14 protein-coding genes and 1 tRNA gene are annotated in these 13,026 nt (G+C 51.3%); 4 read left to right on the forward strand and 11 right to left on the reverse strand.

Going from position 1 to position 13,026, the window contains the following annotated elements; translation table 11 throughout:
• Position 1 precedes the first annotated feature (1 nt).
• From ACJHYO_RS02975 to rlmE, 6 genes are all read right to left on the reverse strand, one after another.
• Positions 2-88 (reverse strand) — tRNA-Leu (locus ACJHYO_RS02975).
• A 14-nt stretch (positions 89-102) separates the two neighbouring features.
• On the reverse strand, positions 103-435 hold the full coding sequence (gene secG / locus ACJHYO_RS02980; RefSeq protein WP_001295556.1) for a preprotein translocase subunit SecG: 333 nt from the start codon (positions 433-435) through the stop codon (positions 103-105).
• A gap of 227 nt (positions 436-662) precedes the next feature.
• A complete protein-coding gene (gene glmM, locus ACJHYO_RS02985; RefSeq protein ID WP_410232402.1) occupies positions 663-2,000 on the reverse strand; it encodes a phosphoglucosamine mutase in 1,338 nt (445 codons plus the stop codon).
• Positions 1,993-2,841, reverse strand: coding sequence for a dihydropteroate synthase (gene folP, locus ACJHYO_RS02990; protein WP_000764750.1), 849 nt, complete (start codon positions 2,839-2,841; stop codon positions 1,993-1,995). The genes glmM and folP overlap by 8 nt, the downstream gene beginning before the upstream one ends.
• An 89-nt stretch (positions 2,842-2,930) precedes the next feature.
• The gene (gene ftsH / locus ACJHYO_RS02995) at positions 2,931-4,865 is read right to left on the reverse strand and encodes an ATP-dependent zinc metalloprotease FtsH (RefSeq protein ID WP_001107467.1); all 1,935 of its coding nucleotides are present in this window, start codon (positions 4,863-4,865) and stop codon (positions 2,931-2,933) included.
• A 99-nt stretch (positions 4,866-4,964) separates the two neighbouring features.
• Positions 4,965-5,594 (reverse strand): 23S rRNA (uridine(2552)-2'-O)-methyltransferase RlmE, encoded by a 630-nt coding sequence (rlmE, locus tag ACJHYO_RS03000; RefSeq protein WP_000145975.1) that lies wholly within the window; start codon positions 5,592-5,594, stop codon positions 4,965-4,967.
• A 125-nt stretch (positions 5,595-5,719) separates the two neighbouring features.
• Between rlmE and yhbY the strand changes: the two genes are divergently transcribed.
• Positions 5,720-6,013 carry a ribosome assembly RNA-binding protein YhbY gene (gene yhbY / locus ACJHYO_RS03005; RefSeq protein WP_001054420.1) on the forward strand — a complete coding sequence of 98 codons (294 nt, stop codon included), beginning with the start codon at positions 5,720-5,722 and terminating at the stop codon, positions 6,011-6,013.
• A 155-nt stretch (positions 6,014-6,168) separates the two neighbouring features.
• Here yhbY and greA read toward each other — a convergent pair whose 3' ends face one another.
• A complete protein-coding gene (gene greA, locus ACJHYO_RS03010) occupies positions 6,169-6,645 on the reverse strand; it encodes a transcription elongation factor GreA (protein WP_001148001.1) in 477 nt (158 codons plus the stop codon).
• 247 nt (positions 6,646-6,892) lie between these two features.
• Here greA and dacB point away from each other — a divergent pair, with 247 nt between their 5' ends.
• A complete protein-coding gene (gene dacB, locus ACJHYO_RS03015; protein WP_001212636.1) occupies positions 6,893-8,326 on the forward strand; it encodes a serine-type D-Ala-D-Ala carboxypeptidase in 1,434 nt (477 codons plus the stop codon).
• 40 nt (positions 8,327-8,366) lie between these two features.
• On the opposite strand, the gene cgtA is transcribed toward dacB, so the two are convergent.
• From cgtA to rplU, 4 genes are all read right to left on the reverse strand, one after another.
• Entirely contained in the window at positions 8,367-9,539 is a 1,173-nt protein-coding gene (gene cgtA, locus ACJHYO_RS03020) for an Obg family GTPase CgtA (RefSeq protein WP_085455555.1), read from the reverse strand.
• Positions 9,540-9,554: 15 nt separating this feature from the next.
• Positions 9,555-10,520: a DMT family transporter gene (locus ACJHYO_RS03025; RefSeq protein WP_000813040.1), complete on the reverse strand. Its 966-nt coding sequence runs from the start codon at positions 10,518-10,520 to the stop codon at positions 9,555-9,557.
• Between the two features lie 126 nt (positions 10,521-10,646).
• Entirely contained in the window at positions 10,647-10,904 is a 258-nt protein-coding gene (gene rpmA / locus ACJHYO_RS03030) for a 50S ribosomal protein L27 (protein ID WP_000940595.1), read from the reverse strand.
• A 20-nt stretch (positions 10,905-10,924) separates the two neighbouring features.
• Complete coding sequence (gene rplU / locus ACJHYO_RS03035; protein ID WP_000271401.1) at positions 10,925-11,236, reverse strand: 50S ribosomal protein L21; 312 nt, start codon at positions 11,234-11,236, stop codon at positions 10,925-10,927.
• 258 nt (positions 11,237-11,494) lie between these two features.
• Here rplU and ispB point away from each other — a divergent pair, with 258 nt between their 5' ends.
• The gene (gene ispB, locus ACJHYO_RS03040) at positions 11,495-12,466 is read left to right on the forward strand and encodes an octaprenyl diphosphate synthase (protein WP_001047336.1); all 972 of its coding nucleotides are present in this window, start codon (positions 11,495-11,497) and stop codon (positions 12,464-12,466) included.
• Between the two features lie 234 nt (positions 12,467-12,700).
• Positions 12,701-12,979, forward strand: a complete 279-nt coding sequence (gene sfsB, locus ACJHYO_RS03045) for a DNA-binding transcriptional regulator SfsB (protein WP_000445413.1) — start codon at positions 12,701-12,703, stop codon at positions 12,977-12,979.
• The last annotated feature ends 47 nt before the right edge of the window (positions 12,980-13,026 follow it).

Consider the following 13,026-nt stretch of genomic DNA (forward strand, 5'->3'; position numbering starts at 1 on the left):
TTGGTACCGAGGACGGGACTTGAACCCGTAAGCCCTATTGGGCACTACCACCTCAAGGTAGCGTGTCTACCAATTCCACCACCTCGGCACGGATACTACTTTTTAGTTCGGGATATCGCTGGTCGGCTTAGCCGGAGCTGCTGGCTGAGTTTGTTCGGTTTTGGCCGGCGCACTCAGGTTTTCCCATTCGCTACCTTTATTGGTTTTGTTGCTATTGATGTTACCCAGCACCAGACTGATGATGAAGAATAACGTTGCCAGCAGCGCCGTCATGCGGGTCATGAAGTTACCAGAACCACTTGAACCAAACAGCGTAGCGGAAGCGCCTGCTCCGAAGGAGGCTCCCATATCAGCGCCTTTACCTTGCTGCAGCATGATCAGACCAACAAGGCCAATTGCCACAATAAGGAAAACTACCAAAAGAGCTTCGTACATAATCAACCTGTTCCTTGCGGAGTTGCCGCGTACCAATGCTTCAACCAATAAAGCGGGAGTTTTTAATCTTTCCCACTGAAGCGGGTGTGAATACTAACCAAAGCGAATGACCTTCGCAAGAGCAATTTTATCGCATTGTATCAACTGCGGAAAAAAACAGCAAAACCGATGTGTTCGCCGAGAAAAAAGGCGACAACCGCCGCCTTTTTAGCCAGTTATCTAACGCTTTAAACGGCTTTTACTGCATCGGCGATACGGTGTGCAAATTCAGTTACCTGCGCTTCGTCTTCACCTTCTACCATCACGCGAATTAACGGTTCGGTGCCGGATTTACGCAACAGCACACGTCCACGGCTACCCAGCGCCGCTTCAACTTCTGCGGTCACAGCTTTGACTGATTCATGCTCCAGCGGATCGCCGCTACCTGCGGTGTAACGCACGTTAACCAGAATCTGCGGGAACATTTTCATGCCGCTGCAAAGGTCGTGCAGGCTCATATGGTTACGCGCCATCGCCGCCAGCACCTGCAAGCCAGCAACAATGCCGTCACCGGTAGTGGTTTTATCCAGCAGGATCACATGACCGGAGTTCTCTGCACCGATACGCCAGCCTTTCTCCTGCATTTTTTCCAGTACGTAGCGGTCACCCACTTTCGCGCGCGCAAATGGAATACCTAACTGTTTCAGCGCCAGTTCAAGCCCCATGTTGCTCATCAATGTACCCACAGCACCACCACGCAGCTGGCCCTGACGAAGACCTTCACGCGCGATGATATACATGATCTGATCGCCATCGACTTTATTGCCTTCATGGTCAACCATAATCACGCGATCGCCGTCGCCGTCGAAGGCAATACCGAGATCCGCTTTTTCAGCCAGCACACGAGCCTGGAGCGCGCGAACGTCGGTAGCCCCCGCTTCGGCATTGATATTTACACCGTTCGGCTCACAACCGATAGCGATAACGTTCGCCCCCAGTTCACGCAGTACGTTCGGCGCGATGTGGTAAGTCGCACCGTTTGCACAATCCACCACAATCTTCAGTTCACTGAGGCTAAGTTCGTTCGGGAACGTGGCTTTGCAAAACTCGATATAACGACCCGCGGCATCAACGATACGGCTGGCTTTACCCAGTTCTGCCGAATCAACACAGCTGATCTCTTTTTCCATTTCCGCTTCGATGGCTTCTTCAACTGCATCCGGCAGCTTAGTACCGTCAATAGAAAAGAATTTAATGCCGTTATCGTAGAATGGGTTATGCGATGCAGAAATTACAATTCCAGCCTCTGCGCGGAAGGTACGCGTCAGATAAGCCACGGCCGGTGTTGGCATCGGGCCAGTGAATAGCGCGGAAAGACCGGCTGCCGCAAGCCCCGCTTCCAGTGCTGACTCCAGCATATAGCCAGAAATACGCGTGTCTTTACCAATAATAATCTTACGGGAGCCGTGGCGCGCCAGCACTTTACCCGCGGCCCAACCCAGCTTAAGCACAAAATCAGGTGTGACCGGCGCATCCCCTACACGACCACGAATCCCATCGGTACCGAAATATTTACGATTACTCATAGCGTTTGTTTTCCTTTGCAGACAGAGTGGCTTCCACCACCCGCATCGCTTCTACGGTTTCTTTGACGTCATGAACACGAATGATGTGCGCGCCTTGCATTGCGGCAATAACCGCACAGGCCAGACTACCGCTCAGGCGCTCGGACGGCCCCACGTTCAGCAATTGCCCAATCATCGATTTTCGTGACATACCCACCAACAGCGGCAGGTTGAAATGGTGAAATTCAGCCAGGCGCGCCAGTAATGAATAGTTATGGGAGAGATTTTTACCGAAACCGAATCCGGGGTCGAGCAACAATTTCTCTTTTGCGATACCCGCCTGCTCGCAACGTGCTATTTGCTCAATAAAGTAGCGATTCACTTCTGCAAAGACATCGTCATACTTCGGCGCTTCCTGCATGGTTTTTGGATTTCCCTGCATATGCATCAGACAAACCGGTAAACCGGTTTCTGCAGCCGCCTCCAGAGCACCAGGTTCGGAAAGGGAGCGGATATCGTTAATAATGTGAGCGCCAACTTTCGCTGACTCACGGATGACTTCTGGTTTGGATGTATCTACCGAGATCCAGACTTCGAAGCGTTGAGCAATTGCCTCAACCACAGGAATAACACGTTGCAACTCTTCTTCAACGCTAACTTCCGCCGCCCCTGGGCGCGTGGACTCGCCACCAACGTCAATGATCGTCGCGCCAGCGTTGATCATCAGATTCGCATGTTTCACCGCATCTAACAGCGAGTTATGCGTGCCACCATCCGAAAAGGAATCAGGCGTGACGTTGAGGATCCCCATTACGTGAGGATGGCTAAGGTCCAGTGAAGTACCCTGGGCAAAGAGTTTCATGATGTTATCCCTGGTATGAATTGATAAGAAAAAACCCCGGAGCACGCCCCGGGGTTTTCGGTACAAATACAGTCATCTGATACGGAAACTTACTTGTCGCCTAACTGCTCTGACATGGTGTTACCCGGGTTCGGCGTACGCGGTTCATCAACCGGACGTGGAGCCTTTGGACTACCATTGTCGCCAGAATTGTTAGAAGCGCCTGGTTCTTCCCAGCCCGCTGGCGGACGTACATCGCGACGTGCCATCAGGTCATCAATCTGCGGTGCGTCGATAGTCTCATATTTCATGAGAGCATCTTTCATCGCATGCAGAATATCCATATTGTCGGTCAGAAGCTGACGCGCACGATTATAGTTACGCTCAATCAGTGCTTTCACTTCCTGGTCGATGATACGTGCAGTTTCATCGGACATATGTTTCGCTTTCGCTACGCTACGGCCGAGGAACACTTCACCTTCTTCTTCCGCGTACAGCAGTGGACCCAATTTCTCAGAGAAGCCCCACTGAGTCACCATGTTACGTGCCAGGTTGGTCGCAACTTTAATATCGTTGGACGCACCGGTAGAAACATGTTCCGGCCCGTAGATGATCTCTTCTGCCAGACGACCACCGTACAGCGTAGAAATCTGGCTTTCCAGTTTCTGACGGCTGGCGCTGATTGCGTCGCCCTCAGGCAAGAAGAAAGTCACACCCAGCGCACGACCGCGTGGGATAATCGTCACTTTGTGCACCGGATCGTGTTCCGGCACCAGGCGACCGATAATCGCATGGCCTGCTTCGTGGTAAGCCGTCGATTCTTTCTGCGCTTCCGTCATCACCATGGAGCGACGTTCCGCACCCATCATGATTTTGTCTTTCGCTTTCTCGAACTCAACCATCGACACAACGCGTTTATTGCCACGAGCTGCGAACAGTGCCGCTTCGTTCACTAGGTTTGCCAGGTCAGCACCGGAGAAACCAGGAGTACCACGGGCAATGATTGCCGCGTCGATATCGGGTGCCAATGGTACGCGACGCATGTGAACTTTCAGGATCTGCTCACGACCACGAACATCTGGCAAGCCAACCACAACCTGACGGTCGAAACGGCCAGGACGCAGCAGGGCCGGGTCAAGAACGTCCGGACGGTTAGTCGCGGCGATAACGATGATACCTTCGTTACCTTCGAAGCCATCCATCTCAACCAGCATCTGGTTCAAAGTCTGTTCACGTTCATCGTGACCACCGCCCAGACCTGCGCCACGCTGGCGGCCTACGGCGTCGATTTCATCGATAAAGATGATGCACGGTGCCGCTTTCTTCGCCTGTTCGAACATATCACGAACACGGGATGCACCCACACCGACGAACATTTCTACGAAGTCAGAACCGGAGATAGTAAAGAACGGAACTTTTGCTTCGCCTGCAATCGCTTTCGCCAGCAGCGTTTTACCGGTACCCGGAGGACCGACCATCAGGACGCCTTTCGGGATCTTACCGCCGAGTTTCTGGAAGCGGCTCGGCTCGCGCAGATACTCAACCAGTTCAGCAACTTCTTCTTTTGCTTCGTCGCAGCCCGCAACGTCAGCAAAGGTCGTTTTGATCTGATCTTCCGTCAGCATGCGCGCTTTGCTCTTACCAAACGACATGGCACCTTTGCCACCGCCGCCCTGCATTTGACGCATGAAGAAGATCCAGACACCAATCAGCAACAGCATCGGGAACCAGGAGATGAAGATAGAAGCCAGCAGGCTTGGTTCTTCAGGCGGTTCACCGACAACCTTGACGTTCTTGGTCAACAGGTTATCCAGTAATTTCGGATCCTGAACCGGAATGTAAGTGGTATAACGGTTACTATCTTTCTTGGTAACGTTGATTTCACGTCCGTTGATACGCGCTTCACGAACCTGGTCGTTATTGACCTCTTGTAGGAAGGTAGAGTAATCCACCTTACGGCCATTAGACTCGCTGGGCCCAAAGCTCTGGAATACTGACATCAGCACAACGGCAATGACCAGCCAGAGTATTAGGTTTTTCGCCATGTCACTCAAGGGATTAACCTCTTATTACAACTGTGTTAAAAACAGCGTCAGGATACTCTATATCCAGCATCTTTCAAACTTTCGTCTGAAATCTCCCGGTTAGGGTTTACGCCCGGTCGCTACAATATACACTTCCCGCGAACGTGCACGAGAAGAGTCCGGCTTACGAACTTTGACCTTCGTAAACAGGGAGCGAATTTCCCTTAGATACTCATCGAAACCTTCGCCCTGGAACACCTTCACAACAAAACTGCCACCTGGCGCCAATACATCACGACACATTTCTAGCGCCAGTTCCACCAGATACATGGCACGGGGGATATCCACCGCCGGTGTTCCGCTCATGTTTGGTGCCATATCGGACATGACAACCTGGACTTTGCTGTCGCCAACGCGCTCCAGCAGTGCTTTCATCACCAGTTCATCACGAAAATCGCCCTGAAGAAAGTCCACACCAACGATAGGATCCATAGGTAAAAGATCGCAAGCGATGATGCGGCCTTTGCCGCCAATTTGGGTGACCACATATTGTGACCAACCACCCGGAGCAGCACCAAGGTCGACAACCGTCATTCCCGGTTTAAAGAGTTTGTCACTTTGCTGTATTTCATCAAGTTTAAACCAGGCACGGGAACGTAACCCCTTTTTCTGTGCCTGTTGAACATATTTATCGCTAAAGTGTTCCTGAAGCCAGCGGCTGGAGCTGGCAGAACGCTTCTTACCTGTCATTTAACTTTCCCATGGGGATAACTCATCGTAACCAATTGCGTAAATTTTTACGCGCCTATTTGGTGATATATGGGAGATGGCGGTAGAATGACCCGTTTTCAATCCCAACGTAAGCAAAAAATACGATGAATCTGAGTACTAAACAAAAACAGCACCTGAAAGGTCTGGCACATCCGCTCAAGCCAGTTGTTCTGCTTGGCAGTAATGGTTTGACCGAAGGGGTGCTGGCCGAGATTGAACAAGCGTTAGAGCACCATGAACTCATCAAGGTGAAAATCGCCACCGAAGATCGCGAAACTAAAACCTTGATCGTGGAAGCTATCGTGCGCGAAACCGGCGCCTGTAATGTACAGGTCATCGGTAAAACGCTGGTGCTTTATCGCCCAACTAAAGAACGTAAAATCTCGCTGCCACGCTAAGATTATCCTAAAGTTACACACATTTGCTGTGTAAAACGAGGGGTTTTCCGCAGGCAGGAGAGCAAAATGCCACGCTCTGTTCGTTGATAAAAGGCCGCATAGCGGCCTTTTTCCTTTCTTTACAATACATCAACATCTTGAGTATTGGGTAATTCTTACAGGTATTCCACCTTAATTACTTCAAATTCTACTTCGCCGCCCGGCGTTTTGATGACCACAACATCATCTTCTTCTTTGCCGATCAGGCCACGAGCAATAGGCGAGTTTACAGAAATCAGGTTTTGTTTAAAGTCAGCTTCGTCATCGCCAACGATGCGGTAAGTCTGTTCTTCGTCAGAATCGAGATTCAGCACCGTTACGGTAGCACCAAAAATAACGCGCCCATTGTTGGGCATTTTGGTGACATCAATCACCTGCGCGTTCGACAGCTTGGCTTCGATGTCTTTGATACGGCCTTCGCAAAAGCCCTGCTGTTCACGAGCTGCGTGGTATTCGGCGTTTTCTTTCAGGTCGCCATGCTCACGCGCTTCCGCGATAGCAGCAATGATTTCAGGACGGCGCACAGATTTCAGAAAATCCAGCTCTTCGCGTAATTTTTCAGCGCCGCGTAAGGTCATCGGAATAGCTTGCATTTGTTATACCTCTTGAATATTCCTGATGGGGCAAGTCTTCACCAACCCCGGCTGTTCGGCCTGCCCGGCATAACTCCTCACCGGGACCAGAAGCAAAAAAATACCGACCCGGGTACAGGTCCCAGGTCAGCTACAATTCACATTTTGATAGTCATTTTACCCTGAAGTTCCCGAAGGGTCATCGTTTACTTTATAGGGCGTTGCGCCGTAGTATGACGGCTCGATTCCAGGTTGTTAGCGCGAGATTATGCGATTTTCCAGATTTATCATCGGATTGACCAGCTGTATAGCGTTCAGTGTTCAGGCCGCAAATGTTGATGAGTACATTACTCAACTCCCCGCTGGTGCCAACCTTGCCCTGATGGTGCAAAAAGTCGGCGCGTCGGCCCCCGCTATTGATTACCACAGTCAGCAGATGGCGCTGCCCGCCAGTACGCAGAAAGTGATTACTGCACTGGCGGCGTTGATTCAACTCGGCCCCGATTTTCGTTTTACCACGACGCTTGAAACCAAAGGCAATGTGGAAAACGGCGTACTTAAGGGTGACTTAGTGGCGCGATTTGGTGCCGATCCGACGTTAAGACGTCAGGATATTCGCAATATGGTCGCGACTTTGAAAAAATCTGGCGTCAACCAAATCGATGGCAATGTGTTGATAGATACCTCCATTTTCGCCAGCCACGATAAAGCCCCCGGCTGGCCATGGAATGACATGACACAATGCTTTAGCGCTCCGCCTGCCGCCGCCATAGTTGACCGCAACTGTTTCTCCGTCTCGCTCTATAGTGCCCCAAAACCTGGTGATATGGCTTTTATACGCGTGGCATCTTATTACCCCGTTACGATGTTCAGCCAGGTACGCACCCTCCCCCGTGGTTCTGCCGAAGCGCAATACTGCGAGCTGGATGTGGTGCCAGGCGACCTGAACCGCTTTACGCTGACCGGATGCCTGCCACAACGTTCTGAGCCGCTCCCGTTGGCTTTTGCCGTGCAGGATGGTGCCAGCTATGCTGGGGCAATTCTGAAAGATGAGTTAAAACAGGCAGGTATCACCTGGAGCGGAACACTGCTACGCCAGACTCAGGTTAACGAACCTGGAACGGTAGTTGCCAGTAAACAGTCGGCCCCGCTGCACGATCTGCTTAAGATTATGCTGAAAAAGTCGGACAACATGATTGCCGATACGGTTTTCCGCATGATCGGCCATGCGCGCTTCAATGTGCCTGGAACATGGCGGGCCGGGTCGGACGCCGTGCGTCAGATCCTGCGCCAGCAAGCCGGTGTCGATATTGGTAACACCATTATTGCCGATGGTTCAGGGCTTTCGCGGCATAACCTGATTGCCCCCGCCACCATGATGCAGGTGCTGCAATACATTGCCCAACACGACAATGAACTTAACTTTATCTCCATGCTGCCGCTGGCGGGCTATGACGGCTCTTTGCAGTACCGTGCAGGTCTGCATCAGGCGGGCGTGGATGGAAAAGTCTCAGCGAAAACCGGTTCGTTGCAGGGGGTATATAACCTGGCGGGATTCATTACCACAGCGAGCGGGCAACGAATGGCGTTTGTGCAATATCTTTCTGGCTATGCAGTAGAACCGGCGGATCAGCGTAATCGCCGTATTCCGTTGGTACGTTTTGAAAGCCGTTTGTATAAAGATATTTACCAGAACAATTAGTCTAAAGAGAAACCCCGGCACATGGCCGGGGTTTTGCTGATTAACGCTTGTAAATGAACTCAACGCCTTCTTCGTCGTCTTCGTCCCAGTCGTCATCCCAGTCTTCATCATCCTCTTCAGCAATCTCTTCAAGCTGCTGGCGATGATAATCATCCCACATGAATTCGACTTTCTCTGGCTGTTTCGCTTCTTCAGCCTGCACGACCGGGTTTTCAATGATAAAGGTCATCACATCCCAGCAGAGATCTTTCACGCCCAGTCCGCTCGCCGCAGAGATCAGATAATATTTATCTTCCCAACCCAGCGCCTCAGCGATCGCTTTCGCTTTCTCTTCGGCTTCTGCCTTATCCAGCAGGTCGATCTTGTTGAAGACTAACCAACGCGGTTTCGCCGCCAGATCCTGGCTGTATTTTTTCAGCTCGCTGATAATAATACGCGCGTTTTCAACCGGATCGGTGCCATCAATCGGATCGATATCGATGAGGTGCAACAGGACGCGGCAACGCTCCAGGTGCTTCAGGAAGCGAATGCCCAGACCAGCGCCTTCTGCAGCGCCTTCAATCAGTCCTGGAATATCGGCAACAACGAAGCTCTTTTCGTTGTCCATTCGTACCACACCAAGACTTGGCACCAGAGTGGTAAACGGATAATCCGCCACTTTCGGTTTAGCCGCCGATACTGCGCGGATAAATGTCGATTTACCCGCGTTTGGCATCCCCAGCATACCGACGTCAGCCAGCAGCATCAGCTCCAGTAGCAGCTCACGCTTATCGCCCGGCGTACCGTTAGTTTTCTGCCGTGGTGTACGGTTAACTGACGATTTGAAACGGGTATTGCCCAGACCGTGCCAGCCGCCCTTAGCAACCAGCAGACGCTGACCGTGTTTGGTCATATCGCCCATGGTTTCACCGGTACCCTGGTCGATAACACGCGTACCTACAGGCACTTTAATCGTCACGTCTTTACCGCGCTTACCGGTACAGTCGCGGCTTGCGCCATTCTGACCACGCTCTGCGCGGAAAGATTTTTCAAAACGATAATCGATAAGCGTGTTCAGGTTCTCGTCGGCTTCCATCCATACGTCACCGCCGTCACCGCCGTCGCCGCCATCCGGGCCGCCTTTCGGAATATACTTTTCGCGGCGGAAGCTCACGCAACCATTACCGCCATCACCTGCAACGACCAGAATCGATGCTTCATCAACAAACTTCATTTTATTCTCCGTAAATCATTCGCCTGCGCGGGGTTGCGATACCACCGTTGTATGCTTACGTAATCCGCCCCAAATACGATGACCAATGGCGGAATACATCGCGCCCGCAACCACGACAAACGCACCGAGATAACCTAAAAGGTTTAACATCGGTCTGGCGAAGAAATCGGGCCAGGCCAGTGATAAAAGATCTGAAAAAAACAGCGTAAACAGTGGGGTGAGCGTGATGATCGCGCTCACCTGCGCTGCCTGCCAGCGAGCCATCGCTTCCGCCAGGGCGCCATATCCTACCAATGTATTCAGTCCGCAAAAAATTAAACATGCGAGCTGCCAGTGGCTAAGCTGCGCTATCACTCCAGGATTTGCCAGAGGGAAGAGCGCAATTGTACATAAAGTGTACAACAAAAACAGGATCTGCGGTGAAGCCAGCCGACGCAATAAAACCTTTTGCGCCACGCCATAACTCACCCAAACCGTCGCCGCACCGACCCCAAAGATAACTCCCCAGGTGTAATCGGTGAGCTTTGTAAATATCTCGACCAGACTGGTGTTAAAAAACATCACCAGGCCGCTCAGGAGCATCAATGCCCCTACAACCTGAGTACTGCGCATTTTCTCTTTCAGGATAAATACGCTGGCAACCATCATGCCAACTGGCGAGAGTTGCCCAATCACCTGCGAAGCGGTCGGACTCAGGTATTGCAAGGATGAGCTGAACAGGATGAAGTTCCCAAACAGCCCGGCGGTCGCCACTGCTAACAAAATCAACCAGCGTGGCTTACGAAACACGCGTAATGGCGGCAACCGCTTCTTCACCGCAAGAATGGCACCAAGGCCAATACTCGCCATCAAGAAACGGTAAAACACGATTGTCGGAGGTTCCATCACCTCCAGCACCTGCTTCATTGCGATTGGCAACGCCCCCCAGCAAATTGCTGTGGTGAGCGCCAAAAGAATGCCAATGCCTGCCTGCTGCTTCATACCGTATTCCCTGCAAAGCGCATTTGCGGATTAACGTCGCACCATGCGCATTTTTACCGGTTATCGAATGTAAAAAGCCCCGCAACGTGTTGCGGGGCTTTCATCCGTTACCGGGACGCGAAAAACTTATTCAGCTTCGATGCTGATAAATTTACGGTTTTTCGGGCCTTTAACTTCGAATTTCACTTTACCGTCTGCTTTAGCAAACAGAGTGTGGTCACGACCGCAACCTACGTTAGCGCCAGCGTGGAATTTGGTACCACGTTGACGAACGATGATGCTACCCGCCAGAACGGATTCGCCACCGAAACGCTTAACGCCCAGGCGTTTAGCTTCTGAATCGCGACCGTTACGTGTGGAGCCGCCAGCCTTTTTATGTGCCATTTGAAATCTCTCCTCAGGTCTTAGGCGCTGATGCCAGTAATTTTCACATCAGTGAACCACTGACGATGGCCCTGCTGCTTACGATAGTGTTTACGACGACGAAACTTAACGATTTTAACTTTTTCGCCACGACCGTGAGCAACAACTTCAGCTTTGATTACGCCGCCATCAACGAAAGGAACGCCGATTTTGACTTCTTCACCGTTTGCGATCATCAGCACTTCAGCGAACTCAACAGTTTCGCCAGTTGCGATGTCCAGCTTTTCCAGGCGAACGGTCTGACCTTCGCTTACTCGGTGTTGTTTACCACCACTTTGGAAAACCGCGTACATATAAAACTCCGCTTCCGCGCACACCTTTTCAATGATTCAGAGTGCGCTATAAATATTCACAATAGGGCGCGAATATTACGCAAAACGCACGCCTTTGACAAGTGCTACAGTCAATACACGAAGAAAAAAAACACAACTTGTACGGTAACGTTTATCTGTGCCATTTTTTCAGTACAATCACCCTATATTCCTAACCATAAACCCTAAGTTGCCTTTGTTCACAGTAAGGTAATCGGGGCGAAAAGCCCGGCTTTTGCGATGAATTTAGAAAAAATCAATGAGTTAACCGCGCAAGATATGGCGGGTGTTAATGCGGCAATCCTTGAGCAGCTTAATTCCGACGTCCAACTGATCAATCAGTTAGGCTATTACATCGTCAGCGGCGGCGGTAAACGTATTCGTCCGATGATTGCTGTACTGGCTGCACGAGCTGTTGGCTATGAGGGAAATGCGCATGTCACCATTGCTGCCCTGATCGAGTTTATCCACACGGCGACTCTGCTACACGACGACGTTGTGGATGAATCAGATATGCGCAGGGGTAAAGCTACCGCCAACGCCGCATTTGGCAATGCCGCCAGCGTGCTGGTAGGCGATTTTATTTATACCCGCGCGTTCCAGATGATGACCAGCCTCGGTTCACTCAAAGTGCTGGAAGTCATGTCAGAAGCCGTAAACGTCATCGCAGAAGGTGAAGTTCTGCAACTGATGAACGTTAACGATCCGGACATCACTGAAGAAAACTACATGCGCGTTATCTACAGCAAGACTGCGCGTCTGTTTGAGGCTGCCGCGCAGTGTTCCGGGATTCTGGCTGGCTGTACGCCGGAGGAGGAGAAAGGCCTACAAGATTATGGGCGCTATCTCGGCACTGCTTTCCAGTTGATCGACGATTTACTCGATTACAATGCCGATGGCGAACAGTTAGGTAAAAACGTCGGCGACGATCTGAACGAAGGTAAACCGACGCTGCCGCTGCTGCATGCGATGCATCATGGCACACCAGAACAGGCACAGATGATTCGTACCGCCATCGAACAGGGTAACGGTCGCCATCTTCTGGAACCGGTTCTGGAAGCAATGAACGCTTGTGGATCTCTTGAATGGACGCGTCAGCGTGCCGAGGAAGAAGCAGACAAAGCCATCGCAGCGTTACAGGTGCTCCCGGACACCCCGTGGAGAGAAGCACTTATCGGCCTCGCGCACATCGCTGTTCAACGCGATCGTTAATCCCCTCCCCTCATCCCGCGCAGTGCGCGGGATGATTCCAGTAAATTCCATAAAAACACTTATTCAGCTCTATAAATCCTGAAAAACAGGGCTGTGTAATCTTTATATATTCTGAATATTCACGCTCTTTACAGGAACTTTTTAGAGCAATAGGCCATCAGGAGTATAGTGATGCTCGACAGAAACAGAAGAAGTGTTCTGAATGAAAGCGACTAACTTAAGGAGTGAGGAAAGATGGAAAGTAATTTCATTGACTGGCATCCCGCTGACATCATTGCAGGTTTGCGCAAGAAGGGAACGTCAATGGCGGCGGAGTCTCGCAGAAATGGTTTGAGTTCCTCAACGCTGGCGAACGCATTATCACGCCCATGGCCGAAAGGAGAGATGATTATTGCGAAAGCCCTGGGAACTGACCCCTGGGTTATCTGGCCATCACGCTACCATGATCCGCAGACCCATGAGTTTATCGACAGAACGCAGTTGATGCGTAGCTACACTAAACCGAAAAAATGAGTGGTCTGGCGGTAGCCCCGCGAACGGGGCTGCCAGCTCTCAGACAA

This window comes from Escherichia sp. WS1118, from assembly GCF_046487695.1.
GTDB lineage: Bacteria > Pseudomonadota > Gammaproteobacteria > Enterobacterales > Enterobacteriaceae > Escherichia > Escherichia coli.